Genomic DNA, 23,227 nt, shown 5'->3' on the forward strand with positions numbered 1-23,227 from the left:
CTCGATCTTTCCGGTAGGTGTCGACCTTGAGTCCTTTGCGGCTGCGTTGCAGCCCTATCGCGACGCAAGGCCGCTCCTACAGGGGAGTGCGGCGCCTTTGAGGTGAACCATGACCACACTTACCGCCCAACTGCGGGCCTCACCCCTGGACGCGCTACAGCGCTGGCTGCCCAAGCTGGTGCTGGCGCCGAGCATGTTCATCGTCCTGGTGGGCTTCTACGGCTACATCCTCTGGACCTTGGTCCTGTCCTTCACCACCTCGACTTTTCTGCCCACCTACAAGTGGGCCGGCCTTGCACAATACGCCCGGTTATTCGACAACGACCGCTGGTGGGTGGCGAGCAAGAACCTGCTGCTGTTCGGCGGCCTGTTCATCAGCATTAGCCTGGTCATCGGCGTCCTGCTGGCGGTGTTGCTGGACCAGCGTATCCGCCGCGAAGGTTTCATTCGCACCATTTACCTCTACCCCATGGCGCTGTCGATGATCGTCACCGGCACTGCCTGGAAGTGGTTGCTCAACCCTGGCATGGGCCTGGACAAGCTGCTGCGCGACTGGGGCTGGGAGGGCTTTCGCCTGGACTGGCTGATCGACCCCGACCGGGTGGTGTACTGCCTGGTCATCGCCGCCGTGTGGCAAGCCTCGGGCTTTATCATGGCGATGTTCCTCGCCGGCCTGCGTGGCGTCGACCCGTCGATCATCCGCGCCGCGCAAATCGACGGCGCCAGCCTGCCGCGCATCTACTGGCGGGTGGTGCTGCCCAGCCTACGCCCGGTGTTCTTCAGCGCGCTAATGATCCTTTCGCACATCGCCATCAAAAGCTTCGACCTGGTAGCGGCGATGACTGCCGGCGGCCCGGGGTATTCGTCCGACCTGCCGGCGATGTTCATGTATTCGTTCACCTTCAGCCGCGGCCAGATGGGCATGGGCTCGGCCAGCGCCATTCTCATGCTCGGGGCAATCCTGGCGATTCTTGTGCCTTACCTGTACTCGGAGCTGCGGAGCAAACGCCATGCATAGCCCTGTCGATAAACCGGCGCTGAGCCCCAGCCGCATCGCCATCCACGCGCTGTTGCTGCTTGCCGTGCTGCTGTACCTGGTGCCGCTGGTGGTGATGCTGCTGACCAGCTTCAAAACCCCCGAAGACATCAGCACGGGCAACCTGCTGAGCTGGCCGACAGTCATTACCGCCATCGGCTGGGTCAAGGCCTGGGGTACGGTCAGCGGTTACTTCTGGAACTCGATCCTGATCACCGTGCCAGCGGTGCTGATCTCCACCGCCATCGGCGCGCTGAACGGCTATGTGCTGTCGATGTGGCGTTTTCGCGGTTCGCAGCTGTTTTTCGGCCTGCTGCTGTTCGGTTGCTTCCTGCCGTTTCAAACCGTGCTGCTGCCGGCCTCGTTCACCCTCGGCAAGCTTGGCCTGGCCAGCACCACGGCTGGCCTGGTGCTGGTGCACGTGGTCTACGGCCTGGCCTTTACCACGCTGTTTTTCCGCAACTTCTACGTGAGCATCCCCGATGCGCTGGTCAAGGCCGCACGCCTGGACGGTGCCGGGTTCTTCACCATCTTGCGCCGCATCATCCTGCCGATGTCCACGCCGATCATCATGGTCTGCCTGATTTGGCAGTTCACCCAGATCTGGAACGACTTCTTGTTCGGGGTGGTGTTTTCCAGCGGTGATTCACAACCGATTACCGTGGCCCTGAACAACTTGGTCAACACCAGCACCGGGGCCAAGGAATACAACGTCGACATGGCGGCGGCGATGATCGCCGGCCTGCCAACCCTGCTGGTCTACGTGGTGGCAGGCAAATATTTCGTCCGCGGGCTGACGGCTGGCGCGGTTAAGGGGTAAGTCATGGCAACGCTTGAACTTCGCAATGTCAACAAAACCTACGGCAGCGGCCTGCCGGACACCCTCAAGGACATACAGCTGTCGATCAAGGATGGCGAGTTCCTGATCTTGGTCGGCCCGTCGGGCTGCGGCAAATCGACCTTGATGAACTGTATCGCTGGCCTGGAGCAGATCACCGGCGGTGCGATCCTCATCGACCAACAAGACGTCAGCGGCATGAGCCCCAAGGACCGCGACATTGCCATGGTGTTCCAGTCCTACGCACTGTACCCGACCATGAGCGTGCGCGAGAACATCGAGTTCGGGCTGAAGATCCGCAAGCTGCCCCAGGCCGCCATCGACGAGGAGGTGGCGCGGGTGGCCAAGCTGTTGCAGATCGAGCACCTGCTGGCGCGCAAACCGGCGCAGCTGTCCGGCGGCCAGCAGCAGCGCGTGGCTATGGGCCGGGCGCTGGCGCGGCGGCCGAAGATCTACCTGTTCGATGAGCCGCTGTCCAACCTGGATGCCAAGCTGCGCGTCGAGATGCGTACCGAAATGAAATTGATGCACCAGCGCCTGAAGACCACCACCGTGTACGTCACCCACGACCAGATCGAGGCCATGACCCTGGGCGACAAGGTGGCGGTGATGAAGGACGGCATCATCCAGCAGTTCGGCACCCCGCAGCAGATCTACAACGACCCGGCCAACCAGTTCGTCGCCAGCTTTATCGGTTCGCCGCCAATGAACTTTATCCCGGTACGCCTCACGCAGCAGGACGGGCGCCTGTTGGCGCTGCTCGACAGCGGCCAGGCGCGTTGCGAGCTGCCCTTGGGGATGGGCGCTGATGAACTGGATGGCCGCGAGATCATCCTGGGCATCCGCCCCGAGCAGATCGCCCTGGGCGCCGCAGAGGGCAACGGCCTGCCCGGCATCCGCGCCGAGGTGCAGGTGACCGAACCCACCGGGCCAGACCTGCTGGTGTTCGTCACCCTCAACCAGACCAAGGTGTGCTGCCGCCTGGCGCCGGATGTGGCGTGCCGGGTTGGCGACAGCCTGAACCTGCAATTCGACCCAGCCCGGGTGCTGCTGTTCGACGCCGCCAGCGGCGAGCGCGTGCATCTGGCCACTACTGCCGCAACCGTAAAGGACAACGTGGCCCACTTCAAAGGCCGTTAACTCGTCTACACCATCAATAAGAAAAAGAGGACGCAAAGGGATGGAACAGCGCAAACGCATCAGGACATTGGGCTCGTTGGCCTTGCTTGCCATCGTCGGTAGCAGCGGCGCGCAGGCTGCCGAGGCCTTTTCCAGCGAATCGAAGTGGATGACCGGCGATTGGGGGGGGACCCGCACCGAACTGCTGGAAAAGGGCTATGACTTCACCCTCGACTATGTCGGTGAGGTGGCCGGCAACCTGCACGGCGGCTACAACGACGACAAGACCGCGCGCTACAGCGATCAGTTTGCCCTGGGTGCACACTTGGACCTGCAGAAAATCCTTGGCTGGCACGATGCCGAGTTCAAGCTGGCGATCACCGAGCGTAGCGGCCGCAACCTGTCCAACGATCGCATCAGCGACCCGCGCGCCGGGCAGTTCAGCTCGGTGCAGGAAGTGTGGGGCCGCGGCCAGACCTGGCGCCTGACCCAGATGTGGATCAAGCAGAAGTACTTCGACGGTGCGCTGGATGTGAAATTTGGCCGCTTCGGCGAGGGCGAGGATTTCAACAGCTTCCCCTGCGACTTCCAGAACCTGGCGTTCTGCGGCTCGCAAGTGGGTAACTGGGTGGGCGGCATCTGGTACAACTGGCCGGTCAGCCAGTGGGCACTGCGGGTCAAATACAACATCACCCCGGAATTCTTCGTCCAGGTCGGTGCCTTCGAGCAGAACCCGTCGAACCTGGAAACCGGCAATGGCTTCAAGCTCAGCGGCAGCGGTACCAAGGGCGCGATCTTGCCGGTGGAGGCGGTGTGGTCACCCCAGGTCAACGGCCTGCCGGGCGAGTACCGCCTGGGTTACTACTACAGCACGGCCAAGGCCGACGATGTGTTCGACGACGTCAATGGCAACCCGCAGGCGCTGACCGGCGAAGCCTTCAAGTCGCACTCCAGCAAGCATGGCTGGTGGGTGGTGGCGCAGCAGCAAGTCACCGCCCATGGTGGCGACATCAACCGTGGCCTCAGCCTGTTCGCCAACTTCACCGTGCACGACAAGGCCACCAACGTAGTCGACAACTACCAGCAGGTGGGGGTGGTGTACAAGGGTGCCTTCGATGCGCGGCCCAAGGATGACATCGGCTTCGGCGTGGCCCGAATTCATGTGAATGACGACGTGAAAAAGCGCGCCGAACTGCTCAACGCCCAGAGCGGCATCGGCGATTACGACAACCCAGGCTTCGTGCCGCTGCAGCGCACCGAGTACAACGCCGAGCTGTACTACGGCTTCCACGTCACCAACTGGCTGACCGTGCGGCCCAACCTGCAGTACATCAAGAGCCCCGGCGGGGTGGATGAGGTGGACAACGCGCTGGTCGCAGGTTTGAAGATTCAGTCGTCATTCTGAGGGCAATTGTTGTAAATTTACGCCAATCCATTTTCGGTTCCCGGCACCCACTGGCTTGCAGTGGTTGTCGGGGATAGGCCGAGACAGCGCTATCTCAAACAACAAGAGCTCTGAACCATGCCCGAACATCCGCTCCATCGCTTCTTCACCTCGCAGCGGCCGCGGCCGACATTCGGGTGGGAGCGTTACCAGCAGCGCGATGTGCTGATCATCGATCATCCCCGTTGCCAGGCAGTGTTCAGCCGCCAGGGCGCGCAGCTGCTGCATTTTCAGCCAGCGGGTGAACGGCCCTGGCTGTGGTGCGCCGAGCAATGGCCGCAGGTGGGCGCGATACGGGGGGGCGTGCCGGTGTGCTGGCCGTGGTATGGCCGCCACCCCAGCGAAGACCTGTGGCCGGCGCATGGCTGGGCGCGGTTGCTGGACTGGAAGCTGGTAGACAGCCGCGAGGACGAGGAGGGCGTGACCCTGAAATGGCGGCTGGAGCTGTGCGACTGGCAGGTCGACCTGCATGCGCGGCTGGGTAGCCGCATGGAACTGAGCCTGAGCACCGAGCACCAAGACAGCGAACCGTGCCAGCTGAGCCATGCGCTGCTGGCCTACTGGCGGATCAGTGACGTGTCTGAGATAGCGCTGTCTGGGCTCGAAGACATTGAAGGCTATGACCGCCTCAACCGCCAGGTTTGCCGTGAAGACGGCGCACTGAAACTCAAGGGCGGCTGCCAAAAGGTTTACCCCGGCACGCCGCGGGTGCAATTGCAGGACTCGGCCTGGCAGCGCGAGCTGTGCATCGACACCGGTGACAGCGACGACACCGTGGTCTGGCACCCGGGCAACCGCCCGCTGCTGGGCGTGACTGGCCGTGAATGCCTTGGCTTCGTCTGCGTCGAGGCTGCCAGCGGCAGTGGCGAGGGTTTAAGCCTGGCACCAGGGCAGCGTGCGCACCTGCGCCTGCAGGCGCACCGGCTTAGTTGAGTTCGTCGTCCTCGATTGGGTAACGGCTGGCGTTGAGGCTTTCCTTGATCTTGCGCAGGTGCGGCTGGAAGTCCACCCCGCGGCGCAGGGTCATGCCCGTGGCCAACACGTCGAGCACGGTCAGCTGGATGATCCGCGAGGTCATCGGCATATAGATGTCGGTGTCTTCCGGCAGCGGAATATGCAGGCTCAGGCTGCAGGCATTGGCCAATGGCGAGCCGGCGGCGGTCAAGCCCAGCACCGAAGCCCCGTTTTCCCGGGCCAGGCGGGCCACGTCCACCAGTTCGCGGGTACGCCCGGTGTAGGAAATGATCACAAACAGGTCGCCGGTGTGCGCCACCGAGGCCAGCATGCGCTGCATCAACACGTCGGCGTGGGCCGACACTGCCAGGTTGAAGCGGAAGAACTTGTGCTGTGCATCCAGAGCCACTGGGGCCGAGGCGCCCAGGCCGAAGAAGTGGATTTGCCGGGCCTGGATCATCATGTCCACGGCACGGCTGACTTGCTGCGGGTCGAGTTGCTGGCAGGCGCTGTCGAGCGAGGCGATGGCACTGGCGAAAATTTTCTGGGTGTAGGCCGCCGGGTCGTCGTCGGCCTCCACTGCGCGGCTGACGTAGGCAGCGCCGCTGGCCAGGCTCTGTGCCAGCTGCAGCTTGAGCTCGGGGTAGCCGCTGACGCCAAACGAGCGGCAGAAGCGGTTGACGGTTGGTTCGCTGACCTTGGCCGCCTGGGCCAGCGCAGCGATGCTGAAGCGGGTGGCTTGTTGCGGGTTGAGCAGGATGACTTCGGCGACTTTGCGTTCGGCCTTGTTCAGCTCGTCGAGGCGTCCCTGGATCTGTTCCAGGAGGTTTCGCACGCGGTCCATGGGTGTGTCCTTGGGTCGGGAAGACAGCCGGCTGTGGTAGCAGCAGGCTTTTTGCACGGTCGTCTATCGTACTGTCGGCGCGGTTGGCGTACCACTTGTCTGTAACACTTGTGTGTAATGTTGTGGTTTTTACTACATTTACCCTTGAAAACCGTATCTGAAAGCGGTATTCCTAGACCAACTTTAGGAAAGAACCAACATCATGGCTTCGATCAGTGTAGAACCTTGCACCTTTGCCCTGTTTGGCGCCCTCGGCGACCTGGCATTGCGCAAGCTGTTTCCCGCGCTTTACCAGCTCGACCGGGCCAACCTGTTGCACCCGGATACCCGTCTGCTGGCGCTGGCCCGCGAGGCCGGTAGTGCACAGGATCACCTGAACACCATTGAAGCGCACTTGCGCCGGCATGTGCCCGAGGCCGATATCGAGCCCGCTGCACTCGGCCGATTCCTTGCCCGGCTGGGCTACCAGCACCTGGACTTCCTCCAGCCCGAAGGTTATCAAGCCCTGGCCGAGCAATTGCCCGGTGAATTGCCGCTGATCGCCTACTTCGCCACCGCTGCGGCGGTGTACGGGGCCATTTGCGAAAACCTCGACAAGGCCGGGCTGGCCGCGCGTACTCGGGTGGTGCTGGAAAAACCCATCGGCCACGACCTAGAGTCGTCGCGCCGGGTCAACGATGCCGTGGCGCGGTTCTTCCCCGAGAGCCGGGTCTACCGCATCGACCACTACCTGGGCAAAGAAACGGTGCAAAACCTGATTGCCCTGCGCTTTGCCAATAGCCTGTTCGAAACCCAGTGGAACCAGAATTCCATCTCCCATGTGGAGATTACCGTCGCTGAAAAGGTGGGTATCGAAGGCCGTTGGGGCTATTTCGACAAGGCCGGCCAGCTGCGCGACATGATCCAGAACCACCTGTTGCAGCTGCTGTGCCTGATCGCCATGGACCCGCCCAGCGAACTGTCCGCCGATGCCATTCGCGACGAGAAGGTAAAGGTGCTAAAGGCACTGGCACCGATCACTGGCGACGGGTTGAGCACCCGTGTGGTGCGCGGGCAGTACATCGCCGGCTACAGCGAAGGCAAGCCGGTACCGGGTTACCTGGAAGAAGACAACGCCAACGCCCAGAGCGACACCGAAACTTTCGTCGCCCTGCGTGCCGACATCCGCAACTGGCGCTGGTCGGGCGTGCCGTTCTACCTGCGTACCGGCAAACGCATGCCGCAAAAGCTGTCGCAAATCGTCATTCACTTCAAAGAAACGCCGCATTACATCTTCGCCCCGGAACAGCGTTTGCAGATCGGTAACAAGCTGATCATCCGCCTGCAACCGGACGAAGGCATTTCTTTACGGGTGATGACCAAGGAGCAGGGCCTGGACAAGGGCATGCAACTGCGCAGCGGCCCGTTGCAGCTGAATTTTTCCGACACCTGGCGCAGTACAAGGATTCCGGATGCCTACGAGCGGCTTTTGCTCGAGGTCATGCGCGGCAATCAGAACCTGTTCGTGCGCAAGGACGAAATCGAATATGCCTGGAAGTGGTGCGACCAGTTGATCGCCGGCTGGCGTAACGCGGGCGATGCGCCCAAGCCTTATGCAGCGGGCTCCTGGGGGCCGATGAGCTCGATTGCACTGATCACACGCGATGGGAGGGCGTGGTATGGGGATATCTGAACTGAAACTGCCAGTAACTGTGAAGGTGCACGCACTGGCAGATGCCAAAACGTTGGCCGCAACCCAGGCCCATGATGTGGCCGAACGCCTGCGCGCAGCCATTGCCGCCAAGGGCCAGGCCTGTGTGGTGCTGTCTGGTGGCCGCAGCCCGGTGCCGTTCCTGGAGAAGCTGGCCAGCGAACAGCTGGACTGGGCCAAGGTCACCGTCAGCCTGGCCGATGAGCGCTGGGTGCCGGTCGAGCACGCCGACAGCAACGCCGGCCTGCTCGCTCGCCACCTGTTCAAGGGCGCGGCGGCCAAGGCCAGTTTCGTTGGCCTGTACCAGCAGGCGGAGAACCTCGATGCCGCGGCGGCCAAGGCCGATCAGGCCTTGGCCAACCTGCCGCCGATCGACGTACTGGTGCTGGGCATGGGTGACGATGGCCATACCGCCTCGCTGTTCCCCGCCAGCCCCAACCTGGAGGCAGGCCTCGACCTGTCCTGCCCACGCCGCTGCCTGCCCTTGCTGGCGCCGAGCGTGCCGCACCAGCGCTTGTCGATGACTCGCTCGCTGCTTGCCAGCGCCGCTTTCACCGCGCTGTCCGTACAAGGGCAGAGCAAACTCGCTACCCTGCGCGCTGCGCTGGCTGGCAACGACCTTACTGAAATGCCGATTCGTGCTTTTCTTCACGACCCCCTGGACATCTACTGGTGCCCATGAGCCAAGGATCCACAATCATGACCACCCTCGAACGCCCACAGCCTATGCTCTCGATGGCCGACAAGGCCGCACGGATCGACGCCATCTGCGAAAAAGCGCGCATTTTGCCGGTGATCACCATCGCCCGCGAAGAAGACATCCTGCCGCTGGCTGATGCCCTGGCTGCCGGCGGTATCCGTACTTTGGAAGTAACCTTGCGCTCGCAGCATGGCCTAAAGGCTATCCAGGTGCTGCGCGAACAGCGCCCGGAGCTGTGTGTCGGCGCCGGCACCGTGCTCGATCGCAGCATGTTCGCCGCCGTTGAAGCCGCAGGCGCACAATTCGTTGTTACCCCGGGTATTACCCAGGACATTCTCGAGGCTGGCGTGGACAGCGAAATCCCACTGCTGCCGGGTATCAGCACGCCGTCCGAGATCATGATGGGCTATGCCCTGGGCTATCGCCGCTTCAAGCTGTTCCCGGCAGAGATTAGCGGCGGCGTCGCGGCGATCAAGGCCTTTGGCGGCCCGTTCGGCGACATTCGTTTCTGCCCAACCGGCGGCGTGAACCCCGCCAATGTGCGCAACTACATGGCATTGCCCAATGTGATGTGTGTGGGCGGGACATGGATGCTCGACAGCAGCTGGATCAAGAACGGTGACTGGGCGCGGATCGAAGCGTGCAGTGCGGAGGCGATGGCGCTGCTGGACGCTAACTGAATTTGTTGTGTGCTTTACGGCTTATGGGGCGCTTGGTCGGCGCCCCTTTTTTTGCCTGCAATTGTTGTGTTGCCTGTACTGGCCCTTTCGCGGGCAAGCCCGCTCCTACAGGGGCTGCAAAACGCCTGTAGGCGCGGGCTTACCCGCGAAGAGGCCGGGACAAGGCCAACAAAAAAGCCCGCATCAAACGATGCGGGCTTTCTCATTCATCATGCGAGGGCTCAGGCCGCCTTGGCTTCCTGCTGGCTAAGCGAGCGGTTCAGCGCACTGAACAGGGCCTTGAAGCTGGCGGTGGTGATGTTTTCATCGATACCCACACCGTGCACTGGGCGGCCACCGGCCACGCGCAGTTCGATATACGCCGCCGCCTTGGCGTTGGTGCCTGCACCAATGGCGTGCTCGTTATAGTCCATGATTTCCACGGCAATCGGCAGGCCGGCTACCAGCGCTTCCAGTGCGCCGTTGCCCTTGCCGCGCCAGTGCAGGGTGGTCTCGCCTTCACCGGCGACTTCCACTTCCACGGCGCTATGGCCGTTTTCTTCCTGCAGGCGATGGCTGACCAGTGCATACGGGGCGTTAGCCTGGAGGTATTCCTTGTGCAGCAGGCTGTAGATCTGCTGAGCGGTCATTTCCAGGCCCAGGCGGTCGGTTTCACCTTGTACCACTTGGCTGAATTCGATTTGCATGCGGCGCGGCAGGCTGATGCCGTATTCCTGCTCGAGCAGGTAGGTAATGCCGCCTTTACCCGACTGGCTGTTGACGCGGATCACCGCCTCGTAGCTGCGGCCGATGTCGGCCGGGTCGATTGGCAGGTAGGGCACTTCCCACAGCTCACCGTCCTGCTGCTTGGCGAAGCCCTTGCGGATGGCATCCTGGTGCGAGCCGGAGAATGCGGTGTGGACCAGGTCGCCGACATACGGGTGACGCGGGTGCACCGGCAGCTGGTTGCACTCTTCGACCACCTTGCGCACGCCGTCGATGTCGGAGAAATCCAGTTGCGGGTCAATGCCTTGGGTGTAGAGGTTCAACGCCAGGGTCACCAGGTCGACGTTGCCGGTACGCTCGCCGTTGCCGAACAGGCAGCCTTCGGCACGGTCGGCGCCAGCCATCAGGCCCAGTTCGGTGGCGGCGATGCCAGTGCCACGGTCGTTGTGGCAGTGCAGGCTGATGATCACGCTGTCACGGCGGTTGACGTTGCGGCAGAACCACTCGATCTGGTCGGCGTAGATGTTTGGCGTGGCATTTTCTACGGTCGCCGGCAGGTTGAGGATGACCTTGTGCTCGGGCGTCGGGTTCCACACCTCGATCACCGCGTCACAGACCTCTTTGGCGAAGTCCAGTTCGGTGGCGCTGAAGGTTTCCGGCGAGTACTGGAAGGTCCAGTGGGTTTCCGGCTGCTGGGCGGCATATTTGACGAACAGTTTGGCCGCGTTCACCGCGATGTCCTTCACGCCTTGCTTGTCCTGGTTGAAGACGATGCGGCGGAACGACGGGCTGGTGGCGTTGTACAGGTGAACAATGGCCTTTTTGGCCCCGCGCAGCGACTCGAAGGTGCGCGCGATGAGGTCTTCACGAGCTTGGGTGAGGACCTGAATGGTGGTGTCATCCGGGATGTGGCCGTCTTCGATCAACGTGCGGACGAAGTCAAAATCGGTCTGCGAAGCGGATGGGAACGACGCTTCGATCTGCTTCACGCCAACCTGCACCAAGGTCTTCCAGAAGCGCAGTTTCTTCTCCGAATCCATCGGCTCGATCAGCGACTGGTTGCCATCACGCAGGTCGGAACTGCACCAGATCGGCGCGGCGGTGATGGACTTCGACGGCCAGGTACGATCAGGCAGGTCGATGGTCGGGAACGCGCGGTATTTCTTCGAAGGGTCTTTGAGCATGGTCATGGAAGCAATCCTTTTGTGTGCGGCCGAGATCGGGCCTGCCGAGCGATAACGAGATGAAAGGGCGAGGCGACGCGATTCAGCCTGGTAGTCGGGCGCTGACCAGGCAGAGGCTGCGATGTTGTCGGAGCAGAATGAGGGTGCTGAAGGTTTTCATGCCTTCAAACTTAACCAGTGGGGTGGGGGATGGCAAGCGTTCGCCAAAAATTGAGAGGAATGCTTAAAAAAAGCTATTAGGCGAGATTTTATGGCTGGAATATGGTGCTTGGTTATTGTTTGTTGCGCGGTATTTTTCGATGGCGCAACAGACTGGAATTGGGGTGGCAGTGCTGGCCTGTTCGCGGGTAAACCCGCTACTACAAAGGACAGCGCAGCCTTCAGATGCGGCACGAACCCTGTAGGAGCGGGTTTACCCGCGAAGAGGCCAGCACTGCCAACACACATCTCAAGGCTGGAACGCGCCAATGAAAATCGCCGGGTCCACCCGTGCATCGTTCAGGCTGACATTCCAGTGCATGTGCGGCCCGGTAGCCCGCCCGGTCGAGCCCACCCGGCCGACCACTTCGCCCCGGCGCAACTGCTGGCCGACCTGCACATCGATCTTCGACATGTGGCAGAACATGCTGATAAAGCCTTGCCCATGGTCGACGAACACCGTGCGGCCATTGAAGAAGTAATCCCCCACCAGAATCACCTTGCCATTGGCCGGGGTCTTGATTGGCGTACCGGCTGGCACCGCAAAGTCGAGCCCGGCATGCGGGTTACGTTCTTCACCATTGAAAAAGCGCCGCACACCGAACTTGCTCGACAGCGGGCCACTGACCGGCTTGTCGAGGATCAGGTTGCTCGGCAGGCTTGGGCTGAAGCTGCGGTAGGCGTTGATCTGTTCGGCCAGTTCGCGGTCGATGCGCTTGAGGTCGGCCGGGTTCGGGTTGACCTGGCGGGTGTTCTTCAGGGTGATGCGCTGCTCGGGGTACTTTTTGTTGCCTACGCTGAACGGCAGGCTGCGCTCACCCTGGCTCAGTACTGCGGTGCCAGGCTTTTGGGTCAACGGGATGCCGACGATGGCCAGCCAGTTGTCCTGCTCCTTCACCACCAGCACCGGCTTGCCGTCGAAGCGGGCGCTGGGCGCGCTGGCGGCGGGGCCGAGGTCAACCACCGCGACGCCGCCAGGCACCGGCTTGTTCAGCGCGCGGGTGATGTAGCTGGCCTGGGCAGCGCCGGCCAGCAGCAGAAGCGAAAGGGCAAGCAGGGGCGCGAGCAGGCGGGGCATGTGTCAGTCCAGAAGTGAGAGGGTGACCGGAGTCAGGTGGTTATCTTCGACCCGCACCAGCAGCTCGCCGTCGTTCAGGCGGGCGCTCAGGCGCTGGCCGTTGCGGGTTTGTTCGGCGCTGCGGATGGCCTGGCCATGCTCGTCGAGCAAGATGCTGTAGCCACGGGCGAGGGTGGCCAGCGGGCTGACCACCTGCAGCGTCTGTAGCTGGGCCTGGAAGCGCTGGCGGCGGTCCTTGAGGACCTCGCGCATGGCCCGTGGCAGGCGCTCGGCCAGGCTGTCCAGGCGTTGCCCCAGCAGTTTCAGGGTGCGCCCGGGGTGCTGCGCCGCCAGGCGGGTGTCCAGGCGCGCCAGGCGCTCGTGGCGCTGGTTGAGGCTAAGCATGAACGCGCGGCGCAGACGCATGTCCAGGTCGTCTAGGCGCTGGGCCTGCTGGCGCAGGCGCTCGCCCGGGTGGCGCAGGCGCCGGGTCAGCGACTCCAGGCGCAGGCGGTCGTGGGTCAGGCGGTTTTGCATGCGCAGCAGCAGGCGCCGCTGCAGGCCATCCAGGCGCTGCTGCAGGCCGCTGTTATCGGGGGCCAGCAGTTCGGCGGCAGCAGATGGTGTGGGGGCGCGTACGTCGGCGACGAAATCGCAAATCGACACATCGGTTTCATGGCCTACGGCGCTGACGATCGGGGTGACGCAGGCGGCCACGGCCCGTGCCACGGCTTCTTCGTTGAAGCACCAGAGGTCTTCCAGCGAGCCGCCACCCCGGGCCACGATCAGCGCATCGAACCCGAGGCTGTCGGCCAAGCGAATAGCGCGCACGATCTGTGCAATGGCTTCGCGGCCCTGTACTGCGGTGGGAATCAGGTTCAGTTCCACTTGCGGGGCACGGCGGCCGAATACGCTGATGATGTCGCGGATCACCGCACCGGTAGGCGAGGTGATGATGCCAATGCGCTGCGGGTGGGCCGGCAGCGGCTTCTTGCCTTCGGCGCTGAACAGCCCCTCGGCACTGAGCTTTTCCTTTAGCGCCTCGAAGGCCAGGCGCAAGGCGCCATCGCCGGCCGGCTCGACCGTGTCGAGAATCAGTTGGTAGTCGCCACGCCCTTCGAACAGCGAAACTTTGCCGCGCACCCGCACTGCCAGGCCGTCGCGCAGCGCTTGCCGCACCCGCGTGGCGTTCTGCCGGAACAACGCACAACGCACTTGGGCGCCGCTGTCCTTGAGGGTGAAGTACAGGTGGCCGGACGCCGGGCGGGCGAGGTTGGAAATCTCGCCTTCCACCCATACACTGCGGAACACGTCTTCCAGCAGCACGCGGGCGCGGCCGTTGAGTTGGCTGACGGTAAGGACTTCGCGGTCCAGGCCGAGTCGTTCGAAGGGGTCTCTGATCATGGCGGGCATCATAAAGGACATCCGCCCCGGTTGTCTGTGCCGGCGATGGGGCCTGTCAGCCCTGCATCGCCGCTACGAACTGGCTAACCATCTGCCCCGCATCACGCCGACAAGCCAGTGCCACGGTGCTCTCGCAGCCCCCCTCCAGCGCCACGAAGCTGACCGACGCTGGGGCAATCTCGCGCATGCACTCCGGCAGCAACGCCACCCCGAACCCGGCTTGAATCAATTGCAGCTGGGTGGTTTTGCGCGACAACACCTGCGCCGCCTGGGGGAAAAAGCCTGCCTCCATGCACAACGAAGCCGACAGGTAACTCAGCCCGCCACGGTCCCGGTGCGGGATGGAAATGAAGCGTTCTTCCCGCAACTGCGCCAATGTCACTTGTGGCGCGCTGGCCAAGGGGTGGTCGGCGGCGACCGCCAGCAGCAACGGTTCGCTGAACAACTCATGCAGTACCACGCCTTCATGCTGGCGCAGCACTGGTAAGCGCAACAGGCCTATATCCAGGCGCCCGGCGGCGATATCCGCCAGCTGCGCCTCCGACGACTGCTGGGCAATTTCCAGCGCAACCCCAGGGTTGTCCCGCAGGTAAGCGCCCAGGCGAGCCAGCAACGGGCCGGTCAACGGCACCGTACTGGAATGGTTCAGGCGCAGGCTGCCTTGCAGCCCTTCGCCAATGTCGCGGGTCACCCGTTCGGCTTGCGCCAGGTCGGCCAGCAAACGCCGCGCCCGTTCCAGGAAGGCCTGGCCGGCCAGCGTCAGGCGCGGCAGGCGAGCGGTGCGTTCAAACATCGGCGTGCCCAGGTGCTGCTCCAGCTCCTTGATCTGCCGGCTGAGTGCCGACTGGGCAATGTACAGCCGTTCGGCGGCACCACTGAAGCTGCCGCATTCGGCGATTTCCACGAAATAACGCAGCTGGCGAATCGACGTCATGTCATGCCTTTTCCAGATAGCTATGGCGATAAAAGCATATTAGTCGGCATGGCTCATAGCTGGCTAACCTTTTGCCTGTCTTCCCAGGAACTGTTGCCATGCTCGCCCAGCTATCGTTCTCCGGCCTTGACTGGCTGCCTATCTTGCTCGGTGTCGGTGCCGCCTATATCGTCTTTGGCATTGCCGGCTTTGGTACTGCACTGGTGGCCGGCCCGGTGCTGATCCACTTCATGCCGCTGTCGCAGATCATTCCGCTGCTGGTATTGCTGGACTTCGTCGCCGCCTTCGGCAACCTATTGCCGTCGCGCCGCGATGTGGTGCGCGGCGAGCTGCTGCGGTTGCTGCCGTTCATGGCCGTAGGCTGCGCACTGGGCGTGGTGTTCTTGCTGCAGCTTAAGTCCGACCTGTTGTTGCTGCTGATGGGGGTGTTCGTCACGGCATATGCGCTTTACGGGCTGGCGGTGAAGGTGCGGCCGGCCAGTCTGTCTGGCTTCTGGGCGGTGCCGATGGGCACCGCCGGTGGCTTGTTCGGCGCCATGTTCGGCAGTGGAGGGTTCCTTTATGCGCTCTACCTGAGCGCACGGTTGGAGGTAAAGGAGCAGGTGCGCGCCACGCAGAGCGCGCTAATCAGTTGCAGCACGGTGGTGCGCCTGTCACTGTTCCTGATCGCCGGCGTATATGCCGACCAAAGCCTGCTGTTACTCGCCGGCTGCCTGTTGCCGGTCATGTTCATCGGCCTCTGGGTAGGGCGCAGGTTGACCCACCGGCTGTCCCGCGAAGCCTTCGTGCGCCTGGTCACCTGGCTGGTGCTAGCCAGTGGCCTGGCACTTATCGGTCGCTACCTGAGTGCCTGAGCAGGCGGTAGAATTGCGTCATTACCGCAGTTTTTCAGGCTTGCTTCGTTCATGAACACCCAAAGCATCATCGTCCCCAAGCTGTCCACCGTCCCCTCGCATGAAGCCCGTTCGCGGGCCATCCTGCGCTGGTTGGTGCGCGAGAAAATCGTCGAGGAGCAATTGACCACCTGTGGTCGCACCGGTAACCGCATGGCCCACGCCTTGGCCCAAGGGGCGCGCAAAGTGGCCCTGCATCCGGAAAAACTGCCCTTTGGCGAGCAGGTCAATGGCCTGGAGGTGATGCTCAAACGCTGCATCTACACGCCCACCGAGGGTTTCCTGGAAGAAGCCGGCTGCCCAGAGTGCCGGCGCGAGGTCGGCGAGCCCCTGTTCGACAGCCTGGAAGAGTGGATGCCGGCGGTGAGCGACAACTTCACCTGCCCGCTGTGCGGCTTCGAAGATGACATCAATGGCTTCATTTACCTGCAGCCATGTGCCTTTTCCAACCTGGGGTTCATCTTCAACAACTGGGGCGAGGCCGGGTTTACCCAGGCCTTTCTCGACAGCTTCGCCGACTGGCTCGACCAGCCAGTGGCGGTTGTGCAGGTAAAACTGCCACAAGGCTGACCGAAGGCCCTTATTTTGCATTGAGCGGCGCGCCGTGCATGAGTATAATGGCGCGCTTCCATTTTTCCCGCCCGGGAGCCCCCGCGATGCTGCGTATCAGCCAAGAAGCCCTGACCTTCGACGATATCCTCCTTGTACCAGGTTATTCCGAGGTACTGCCTAATGAAGTCAGTCTCAAGACCCGTTTGACCCGTGGCATCGAGCTGAACATTCCGCTGGTTTCCGCCGCCATGGATACCGTGACCGAAGCGCGCCTGGCCATTGCCATGGCCCAGGAAGGCGGCATCGGCATCATCCACAAGAACATGACCATCGAGCAGCAGGCCAGCGAAGTTCGCAAGGTCAAGAAGTTCGAGGCTGGCGTGGTCAAGGACCCGATCACCATCGACGCCGACGCCACCGTGCGCGACCTGTTCGAGCTGACCCGCCTGAACAACATCTCCGGCGTGCCGGTGCTGGCGAACGGCGACCTGGTCGGCATCGTCACCTCCCGTGACGTGCGCTTCGAAAACCGTCTGGAAGCCAAGGTTCGCGACGTGATGACGCCGAAAGAGCGTCTGGTCACCGTCCGCGAAGGCGCCAACAAAAACGAAGTCCGCGAGCTGCTGCACAAGCACCGCCTGGAAAAAGTCCTGATCGTTGACGACAAGTTCAACCTCAAGGGCATGATGACCGTCAAGGACATCGAAAAGGCCAAGGCCTACCCGCTGGCCAGCAAGGACGACCAGGGTCGCCTGCGTGTTGGCGCCGCCGTCGGCACCGGCAAGGACACCGGTGAGCGCGTTGCCGCCCTGGTGGCTGCTGGCGTTGACGTGGTGGTAGTCGACACCGCCCACGGTCACTCCAAAGGCGTGATCGATCGCGTGCGCTGGGTGAAGGAAACCTACCCGCAAGTGCAGGTGATCGGCGGCAACATCGCCACCGGCGCCGCTGCCAAGGCCCTGGCTGAAGCCGGCGCCGACGCCGTCAAGGTCGGTATCGGCCCAGGCTCCATCTGCACCACCCGTATCGTTGCCGGTGTCGGCGTGCCGCAAATCAGCGCCATCGCCAACGTTGCCGCAGCACTGGAAGGCACTGGCGTCCCACTGATCGCCGACGGCGGCATCCGCTTCTCCGGTGACCTGTCCAAGGCCATCGTTGCCGGTGCTTCCTGCGTGATGATGGGTTCGATGTTCGCCGGTACCGAAGAAGCACCGGGTGAAGTCGAGCTGTTCCAGGGCCGTTCCTACAAGGCCTACCGCGGCATGGGCTCGCTGGGCGCCATGGCACAGGCGCAAGGCTCGTCCGACCGTTACTTCCAGGACTCCTCGGCCGGCGCCGAGAAGCTGGTACCGGAAGGCATCGAAGGCCGCGTTCCCTACAAGGGCGCCCTGGCTGCGATCATCCACCAGCTGATGGGCGGCCTGCGTTCGTCCATGGGTTACACCGGCAGCGCAACCATCGAAGAGATGCGCACCAAGCCGGAATTCGTGCGCATCACCGGTGCCGGCATGGCCGAGTCCCACGTGCATGACGTGCAGATCACCAAAGAAGCCCCTAACTACCGCGTAGGCTGAGGCTTCCAGCAATATAAGCATGCGGGGCTGTCACGACAGCCCCGCGTCGTTTCCGATTTCCACTGACGAGATTGAGTCATGGCCCTCGACATTCACGCTCACCGCATCCTGATCCTCGATTTCGGTTCGCAGTACACCCAGCTGATCGCCCGCCGCGTGCGCGAAATCGGCGTGTATTGCGAACTGCACCCGTTCGACATGGCCGATGAAGCGATCCGCGAATTCAACCCGCGCGGCATCATCCTCGCCGGCGGCCCCGAGTCGGTCCACCAAGCCAATAGCCCGCGTGCCCCGCAGGCCGTGTTCGACCTGAACGTACCGGTGCTGGGCATCTGCTACGGCATGCAGACCATGGCCGAGCAGATGGGCGGCAAGGTCGCAGGTTCCGACCTGCGTGAATTCGGTTATGCCCGCGTAGACGTGGTCGGCAAGAGCCGCCTGCTCGACGGCATCGAAGACCACGTTGACGCTGACGGCGTGCTGGGCCTGGACGTGTGGATGAGCCACGGTGACAAGGTCACCCAGATGCCGGCTGACTTCCACGTGCTGGCCAGCACTCCGAGCTGCCCGATCGCCGGCATGTTCGACGATGCCCGCGGCTACTACGGTGTGCAATTCCACCCGGAAGTGACCCACACCAAGCAGGGCGGTCGCATTCTGTCCCGCTTCGTGCAAGACATCTGCGGCTGTGAAGCCCTGTGGACCCCGTCCAACATCGTCGAAGACGCCATCGCCCAGGTGCGTGAGCAAGTGGGTTCGGCCAACGTCCTGCTGGGCCTGTCTGGCGGCGTCGACAGCTCGGTGGTTGCCGCGCTGCTGCACCGCGCCATCGGCGACCAGCTGACCTGCGTGTTTGTCGACAACGGCCTGCTGCGCCTGCACGAAGGCGACCAGGTGATGGCCATGTTCAAGGAGAACATGGGCGTCAAGGTAATCCGCGCCGACGCTGAAAAGCAGTTCCTCGACAACCTGGAAGGCGAAGCCGACCCGGAGAAGAAGCGCAAGATCATCGGCCGCACCTTCATCGACATCTTCGATGCCGAAGCCAGCAAGCTGGACAACATCCAGTTCCTCGCCCAGGGCACCATCTACCCAGACGTGATCGAGTCGGCTGGCGCCAAGAGCGGCAAGGCCCACGTGATCAAGTCGCACCACAACGTCGGCGGCCTGCCAGAGGAAATGAACCTCAAGCTGGTCGAGCCACTGCGTGAGCTGTTCAAGGACGAAGTACGCAAGATCGGCCTGGAGCTGGGCCTGCCGTACGACATGGTCTATCGCCACCCGTTCCCGGGCCCGGGCCTGGGTGTGCGTATCCTCGGTGAAGTGAAGAAGGAATACGCCGACATCCTGCGTCGCGCCGACCACATCTTCATCGAAGAGCTGCGCAAGGCTGACTGGTACCACAAGACCAGCCAGGCATTCGTGGTGTTCCAGCCAGTGAAGTCGGTTGGTGTTGTTGGCGATGGCCGTCGCTACGCCTGGGTCGTGGCCCTGCGTGCCGTCGAGACCGTGGACTTCATGACCGCGCGTTGGGCACACCTGCCGTACGAGCTGCTGGAAACCGTCAGCGGCCGTATCATCAACGAAATCGAAGGCATCTCGCGCGTTACCTACGACGTGTCGAGCAAGCCGCCGGCCACCATCGAGTGGGAATAAGTTGAGCCACAAGGGCGCCGCAAGGCGCCCTTTTTGTTTCTGCGATCCCTGTAGGAGCGGGTTTACCCGCGAAGAGGCCGGCACAGGCAATACAACACTTCACTTAATCTTTCGCATTTGCAGGTGTATCGTATTCGCCCTTCATTGCCAGCCATGCTGGCAGCTTGATTGCGCAGAACACGAGGTACCCGCAGCGATGTCCTTCACCCGTCGACAAATGCTCAAGGGCCTGACCGGCCTGGTTGTGGTTGGCCTGGGCGCCGGTGGCGCGGCGCGTTACTGGCTGGGCAAGGTCGAAGACGACAATGCCGGGCATGATTACGAGCTGATCGCCGCGCCCCTTGACGTCGAGTTAGTACCGGGCTTCAAGACCCAAGCCTGGGCCTTCGGCCCGTCTGCACCGGGCACCGAACTGCGCGTGCGCCAGGGCACGTGGCTGCGGGTGCGCTTCATCAACCACCTGCCGGTCGAGACCACCATTCATTGGCACGGCATACGCCTGCCGTTGGAAATGGATGGCGTGCCGTATGTTTCACAGTTGCCGGTCAAGCCAGGTGAGTACTTCGACTACAAGTTCCGCGTGCCGGATGCCGGCAGCTACTGGTACCACCCGCATGTCAGCAGCTCCGAGGAGTTGGGGCGCGGCCTGGTCGGCCCGCTGATCGTCGAGGAGCGCGAGCCGACCGGCTTCCAGCATGAGCGCACGCTAAGCCTGAAAAACTGGCACGTGGACGAGCAGGGCGCCTGGCTGCCCTTCAGTATCCCGCGCGAGGCCGCGCGCAATGGCACGGCCGGGCGTTTGATCACCATCAATGGCCAGGCTGACTCGGTCACCGAGTTGCCGGCCGGCCAGGTGGTACGGGTACGCCTGCTGAACCTGGATAACACCTGGACTTACCGCATCAACCTCAAAGGCAACTGCGAGGCGCGGGTGTATGCGCTGGATGGTAATCCGATCACGCCGCGGCCACTGAAGGACGACTACTGGCTCGGCCCCGGCATGCGTATCTGCCTGGCCATTCGAATACCCGAGGCCGGTGAGGAGATTTCCCTGCGTGACGGTTTCGTGCGCCTGGGCACCTTGCGTTCGGTGGCCAGCAACGACGCGCCCAGTGACTGGCCGCCGGCGCTGCCGCCCAACCCGATCGCCGAGCCGGACCTGGAGAATGCCGAAAAGCTTAACTTCAATTTCGAGTGGGCAGCCAAAGTTGCTGTCACCACGGACCAGGATAAACCGTCGAGCATGTGGCAAATCAACGGCCAGGCTTGGGATATCACTGACAAAACCTGCGCCGACCGGCCGATCGCCACGCTGCAGAAGGGCAAGAGCTACATCTTCGAGCTGAAAAACATGACCCAGTACCAGCACCCGATCCACCTGCACGGTATGAGCTTCAAGGTGATCGCCTCCAACCGCCACGATATCAAGGAGCCGTGGTTTACCGACACCTACCTGCTGGGTAAGAACGAGCGCGCCCAAGTGGCGCTGGTGGCGGATAACCCGGGGACTTGGATGTTCCATTGCCACGTCATCGACCACATGGAAACCGGCCTGATGGCCGCGATCACGGTGGTCTGATGCGTCCGCAGATCATCGATCGCAGCCGCGATCAGGAATTCATGCGCCTGGCCCTGGCCTTGGCCGCCGAGGGCGCGGCCATGGGCGAGGTGCCGGTGGGCGCGGTGTTGGTGCAGCATGGGCAGGTGATCGGGCAAGGGTTCAACCGGCCGATCATCGACAGTGACCCGAGTGCGCATGCCGAGATGGTGGCAATCAGGGCGGCGGCGAAATCCGCCAGTAATTACCGGCTGCCTGGCAGCACCCTGTACGTGACCCTGGAACCGTGCAGCATGTGTGCGGGGCTGATCGTGCATTCGCGGGTGATGCGGGTGGTGTATGGCGCGCTGGAGCCCAAGGCGGGGATCGTGCAGAGCCAGGGGCAGTTCTTTGGCCAGGGCTTCCTCAATCACCGGGTGATGGTGGAGGGTGGGGTGCTGGCGGAGGAGTGCGGGCAGATTCTCAGCGACTTCTTCAAGGCGCGCCGGGCCAAGGGCTAACCTGCGCCGGCCTCTTCGCGGGTAAACCCGCTCCTACACGGGCTCAAGGTTTCCTGTAGGGGTGGGTTTACCTGCGAAGATGCACGTACAGCCAGCAAAGACCGCGCAAGCTGAAAGGTTTACATCGGCGGCGACTGTTCCGCCGGCTTGTCCTTGTTCACCCCAGGCACATGCAGGTTGCCCTCGGCTACCTGGCCTTCGAGCTGTGGCTGGGTCACCCAGGTGAGGATGTCGTAGTAACGGCGAATGTTGGCCACGAAGTGCACCGGCTCGCCGCCACGGGCGTAGCCGTACTTGGTCTGCCGATACCACTGCTTCTGCGCCAGGCGCGGCAGCATCTTTTTCACGTCCAGCCACTTGTTGGGGTTGAGCTTCTCGCGCTTGGCCAGGGTGCGTGCGTCTTCCAGGTGGCCGCTGCCGACGTTGTAGGCGGCCAGGGCGAACCAGGTGCGGTCTGGTTCCTGGATGCTGTCGTCGAGCTCTTCCTTGATCTTCATGAAGTACTTGGCGCCGCCCTGGATGCTCTGCTTCGGGTCCAGGCGGTTGGACACGCCCATGGCCTGGGCGGTGCGCTGGGTCAGCATCATCAGGCCGCGTACGCCCGTCTTGGAGGTGACCTCCGGCTGCCACATCGATTCCTGGTAACCGATGGCCGCCAGCAGGCGCCAGTCCACCTGCTCGACCTTGGCGTAGCTCTTGAAGTGTTTCTCGTACTTGGGCAGGCGCTGCTGCAGGTGCTGGGCGAAGGTATAGGCGCCGACATAGCCCAGTACGTCTACATGGCCGTAGTAACGGTCCTTCAGGCGTTGCAAGGTGCCGTTCTTCTGCGCCTTGTCGAGGAACTCGTTGATCTCGTTGAGCAGGCTGTTGTCTTCGCCTGCCGCCACCGCCCAGCGCTGGTCGCGGGTGTCGCCCAGGTCGAAGGCGACCCGCACGTTGGGGAAGTACACCTGGTTCATTGCCAGTTCGTTGGAATCGACAAGGGTCAGGTCGATCTGGCCTTCGTCGACCATGCGCAACAGGTCGACCACCTCGACGGCGTCCGACTCTTCGTAATCCAGGCCAGGGTACTGTTTTTTCAGTTCGGCCAACTGGTCGGCGTGGCTGCTGCCCTTGAGCACCATGATTTTCTTGCCGACCAAGCTCTTGGCGTTGGTGGGGCGCGGGCGGCCGTTGCGGTAGATGACTTGTGGGGTCACTTCCAGGTAAGGGTGGGAGTACCTCACCTGGGCCTTGCGCCGCTCGCTGCTGACCAAGCCGGCCGCCGCCAGCACCGGGCCGGACGGCTTGCCGAGGGAGCCGTACAGTTCGTCGAGGTTGTCGGCAGTCTCGATTTGCAGCTTAACGCCGAGATCTTCGGCGAAATGCTGGACCAACTCGTATTCGAAGCCGGTTTCGCCGTTGCGGTCCTGGAAGTAGGTGGCCGGGCTGTTGCGGGTGATTACGCGCAGCACCCCATCCTCCTTCACGCGCTCGAGGGTGCTGGGTTTTTCAACGCAGGCACCGAGCAGCAGAAAGAGTCCGGTTGCGAGGAGCCATTTGGCGCAACGCTGGCGCAAAGCAGTGTGGGCGAACATAGGTTGCAGTATACGCAAAGGACTGGCCGTGCCATATCTCGACAACTGTTAGCTTGTCTGGTAGCGGGTTCTGTGCTGTGGGGGCTTGCCTTTAGAGGTTCAGCGCCTGGGAGATCGAGCGCCGCCCGCG

20 protein-coding genes are annotated in these 23,227 nt (G+C 62.8%); 14 read left to right on the forward strand and 6 right to left on the reverse strand.

From position 1 onward, the window contains the following. The first annotated feature begins 109 nt into the window (after positions 1–109). The 5 genes from DV532_RS05135 (at position 110) to DV532_RS05155 (ending at position 5,370) form a co-directional block, all read left to right on the forward strand. The gene (locus DV532_RS05135) at positions 110–1,018 is read left to right on the forward strand and encodes a carbohydrate ABC transporter permease (protein ID WP_056796117.1); all 909 of its coding nucleotides are present in this window, start codon (positions 110–112) and stop codon (positions 1,016–1,018) included. Further along, complete coding sequence (locus DV532_RS05140) at positions 1,011–1,856, forward strand: carbohydrate ABC transporter permease (protein ID WP_056796120.1); 846 nt, start codon at positions 1,011–1,013, stop codon at positions 1,854–1,856. Before DV532_RS05135 ends, DV532_RS05140 begins: the two co-directional genes overlap by 8 nt. Positions 1,857–1,859: 3 nt before the next feature. Then, positions 1,860–3,014, forward strand: a complete 1,155-nt coding sequence (locus tag DV532_RS05145; protein WP_056796124.1) for an ABC transporter ATP-binding protein — start codon at positions 1,860–1,862, stop codon at positions 3,012–3,014. Between the two features lie 40 nt (positions 3,015–3,054). Next, positions 3,055–4,398 (forward strand): carbohydrate porin, encoded by a 1,344-nt coding sequence (locus tag DV532_RS05150; RefSeq protein ID WP_056796127.1) that lies wholly within the window; start codon positions 3,055–3,057, stop codon positions 4,396–4,398. Between the two features lie 117 nt (positions 4,399–4,515). Continuing rightward, positions 4,516–5,370, forward strand: coding sequence for a D-hexose-6-phosphate mutarotase (locus DV532_RS05155; protein ID WP_056796128.1), 855 nt, complete (start codon positions 4,516–4,518; stop codon positions 5,368–5,370). Here DV532_RS05155 and hexR read toward each other — a convergent pair. Beyond that, complete coding sequence (gene hexR / locus DV532_RS05160; protein WP_172830949.1) at positions 5,363–6,226, reverse strand: DNA-binding transcriptional regulator HexR; 864 nt, start codon at positions 6,224–6,226, stop codon at positions 5,363–5,365. The genes DV532_RS05155 and hexR overlap by 8 nt on opposite strands. A gap of 211 nt (positions 6,227–6,437) precedes the next feature. Here hexR and zwf point away from each other — a divergent pair, with 211 nt between their 5' ends. From zwf to DV532_RS05175, 3 genes are read left to right on the forward strand one after another with little or no spacing between them, the layout of a single operon-like run. After that, complete coding sequence (zwf, locus tag DV532_RS05165; protein WP_056796131.1) at positions 6,438–7,907, forward strand: glucose-6-phosphate dehydrogenase; 1,470 nt, start codon at positions 6,438–6,440, stop codon at positions 7,905–7,907. Beyond that, entirely contained in the window at positions 7,894–8,607 is a 714-nt protein-coding gene (pgl, locus tag DV532_RS05170; RefSeq protein WP_056796134.1) for a 6-phosphogluconolactonase, read from the forward strand. The genes zwf and pgl overlap by 14 nt, the downstream gene beginning before the upstream one ends. Positions 8,608–8,624: 17 nt before the next feature. Continuing rightward, on the forward strand, positions 8,625–9,305 hold the full coding sequence (locus DV532_RS05175) for a bifunctional 4-hydroxy-2-oxoglutarate aldolase/2-dehydro-3-deoxy-phosphogluconate aldolase (protein WP_056796136.1): 681 nt from the start codon (positions 8,625–8,627) through the stop codon (positions 9,303–9,305). Between the two features lie 221 nt (positions 9,306–9,526). Here the strand turns inward: DV532_RS05175 and leuA are convergent, their stop codons facing one another. The 4 genes from leuA to DV532_RS05195 all read right to left on the reverse strand — a co-directional run bounded on the left by leuA (position 9,527) and on the right by DV532_RS05195 (position 14,787). Continuing rightward, positions 9,527–11,200 (reverse strand): 2-isopropylmalate synthase, encoded by a 1,674-nt coding sequence (gene leuA, locus DV532_RS05180; RefSeq protein WP_056796139.1) that lies wholly within the window; start codon positions 11,198–11,200, stop codon positions 9,527–9,529. Positions 11,201–11,642: 442 nt separating this feature from the next. Then, positions 11,643–12,470 carry a M23 family metallopeptidase gene (locus DV532_RS05185; RefSeq protein WP_056796142.1) on the reverse strand — a complete coding sequence of 276 codons (828 nt, stop codon included), beginning with the start codon at positions 12,468–12,470 and terminating at the stop codon, positions 11,643–11,645. A gap of 3 nt (positions 12,471–12,473) precedes the next feature. Then, positions 12,474–13,853, reverse strand: coding sequence for an exodeoxyribonuclease VII large subunit (xseA, locus tag DV532_RS05190; protein ID WP_056796723.1), 1,380 nt, complete (start codon positions 13,851–13,853; stop codon positions 12,474–12,476). A 55-nt stretch (positions 13,854–13,908) separates the two neighbouring features. After that, entirely contained in the window at positions 13,909–14,787 is an 879-nt protein-coding gene (locus DV532_RS05195) for a LysR substrate-binding domain-containing protein (RefSeq protein ID WP_056796145.1), read from the reverse strand. Positions 14,788–14,885: 98 nt separating this feature from the next. On the opposite strand from DV532_RS05195, the gene DV532_RS05200 reads away from it, so the two are divergent. From DV532_RS05200 to tadA, 6 genes are all read left to right on the forward strand, one after another. Next, positions 14,886–15,641 carry a sulfite exporter TauE/SafE family protein gene (locus DV532_RS05200; protein ID WP_056796146.1) on the forward strand — a complete coding sequence of 252 codons (756 nt, stop codon included), beginning with the start codon at positions 14,886–14,888 and terminating at the stop codon, positions 15,639–15,641. 51 nt (positions 15,642–15,692) lie between these two features. Then, positions 15,693–16,250 carry a hypothetical protein gene (locus tag DV532_RS05205; RefSeq protein ID WP_056796151.1) on the forward strand — a complete coding sequence of 186 codons (558 nt, stop codon included), beginning with the start codon at positions 15,693–15,695 and terminating at the stop codon, positions 16,248–16,250. A gap of 86 nt (positions 16,251–16,336) precedes the next feature. Further along, positions 16,337–17,806, forward strand: a complete 1,470-nt coding sequence (gene guaB, locus DV532_RS05210; RefSeq protein ID WP_056796153.1) for an IMP dehydrogenase — start codon at positions 16,337–16,339, stop codon at positions 17,804–17,806. A 78-nt stretch (positions 17,807–17,884) separates the two neighbouring features. Then, entirely contained in the window at positions 17,885–19,462 is a 1,578-nt protein-coding gene (gene guaA / locus DV532_RS05215) for a glutamine-hydrolyzing GMP synthase (protein ID WP_056796155.1), read from the forward strand. Between the two features lie 196 nt (positions 19,463–19,658). Further along, positions 19,659–21,041, forward strand: coding sequence for a multicopper oxidase family protein (locus DV532_RS05220; RefSeq protein WP_056796159.1), 1,383 nt, complete (start codon positions 19,659–19,661; stop codon positions 21,039–21,041). Then, positions 21,041–21,520 carry a tRNA adenosine(34) deaminase TadA gene (gene tadA / locus DV532_RS05225; protein ID WP_056796162.1) on the forward strand — a complete coding sequence of 160 codons (480 nt, stop codon included), beginning with the start codon at positions 21,041–21,043 and terminating at the stop codon, positions 21,518–21,520. Before DV532_RS05220 ends, tadA begins: the two co-directional genes overlap by 1 nt. A 119-nt stretch (positions 21,521–21,639) precedes the next feature. Here the strand turns inward: tadA and mltF are convergent, their stop codons facing one another. Further along, a complete protein-coding gene (gene mltF / locus DV532_RS05235; protein ID WP_056796166.1) occupies positions 21,640–23,097 on the reverse strand; it encodes a membrane-bound lytic murein transglycosylase MltF in 1,458 nt (485 codons plus the stop codon). Between the last annotated feature and the right edge of the window lie 130 nt (positions 23,098–23,227).

The organism is Pseudomonas sp. Leaf58 (assembly GCF_003627215.1).
Classification (GTDB): domain Bacteria; phylum Pseudomonadota; class Gammaproteobacteria; order Pseudomonadales; family Pseudomonadaceae; genus Aquipseudomonas.

Excerpts from the sequence above, each read along its gene's own strand:
- DV532_RS05135 (WP_056796117.1), top strand. The coding sequence starts at position 110 with ATGACCACACTTACCGCCCAACTGCGGGCCTCACCCCTGGACGCGCTA.
- DV532_RS05140 (WP_056796120.1), top strand. The coding sequence starts at position 1,011 with ATGCATAGCCCTGTCGATAAACCGGCGCTGAGCCCCAGCCGCATCGCC.
- DV532_RS05145 (WP_056796124.1), top strand. The coding sequence starts at position 1,860 with ATGGCAACGCTTGAACTTCGCAATGTCAACAAAACCTACGGCAGCGGC.
- DV532_RS05150 (WP_056796127.1), top strand. The coding sequence starts at position 3,055 with ATGGAACAGCGCAAACGCATCAGGACATTGGGCTCGTTGGCCTTGCTT.
- DV532_RS05155 (WP_056796128.1), top strand. The coding sequence starts at position 4,516 with ATGCCCGAACATCCGCTCCATCGCTTCTTCACCTCGCAGCGGCCGCGG.
- zwf (WP_056796131.1), top strand. The coding sequence starts at position 6,438 with ATGGCTTCGATCAGTGTAGAACCTTGCACCTTTGCCCTGTTTGGCGCC.
- pgl (WP_056796134.1), top strand. The coding sequence starts at position 7,894 with ATGGGGATATCTGAACTGAAACTGCCAGTAACTGTGAAGGTGCACGCA.
- DV532_RS05175 (WP_056796136.1), top strand. The coding sequence starts at position 8,625 with ATGACCACCCTCGAACGCCCACAGCCTATGCTCTCGATGGCCGACAAG.
- leuA (WP_056796139.1), bottom strand. The coding sequence starts at position 11,200 with ATGACCATGCTCAAAGACCCTTCGAAGAAATACCGCGCGTTCCCGACC.
- DV532_RS05185 (WP_056796142.1), bottom strand. The coding sequence starts at position 12,470 with ATGCCCCGCCTGCTCGCGCCCCTGCTTGCCCTTTCGCTTCTGCTGCTG.
- xseA (WP_056796723.1), bottom strand. The coding sequence starts at position 13,853 with ATGATCAGAGACCCCTTCGAACGACTCGGCCTGGACCGCGAAGTCCTT.
- DV532_RS05195 (WP_056796145.1), bottom strand. The coding sequence starts at position 14,787 with ATGACGTCGATTCGCCAGCTGCGTTATTTCGTGGAAATCGCCGAATGC.
- DV532_RS05200 (WP_056796146.1), top strand. The coding sequence starts at position 14,886 with ATGCTCGCCCAGCTATCGTTCTCCGGCCTTGACTGGCTGCCTATCTTG.
- DV532_RS05205 (WP_056796151.1), top strand. The coding sequence starts at position 15,693 with ATGAACACCCAAAGCATCATCGTCCCCAAGCTGTCCACCGTCCCCTCG.
- guaB (WP_056796153.1), top strand. The coding sequence starts at position 16,337 with ATGCTGCGTATCAGCCAAGAAGCCCTGACCTTCGACGATATCCTCCTT.
- guaA (WP_056796155.1), top strand. The coding sequence starts at position 17,885 with ATGGCCCTCGACATTCACGCTCACCGCATCCTGATCCTCGATTTCGGT.
- DV532_RS05220 (WP_056796159.1), top strand. The coding sequence starts at position 19,659 with ATGTCCTTCACCCGTCGACAAATGCTCAAGGGCCTGACCGGCCTGGTT.
- tadA (WP_056796162.1), top strand. The coding sequence starts at position 21,041 with ATGCGTCCGCAGATCATCGATCGCAGCCGCGATCAGGAATTCATGCGC.
- mltF (WP_056796166.1), bottom strand. The coding sequence starts at position 23,097 with ATGTTCGCCCACACTGCTTTGCGCCAGCGTTGCGCCAAATGGCTCCTC.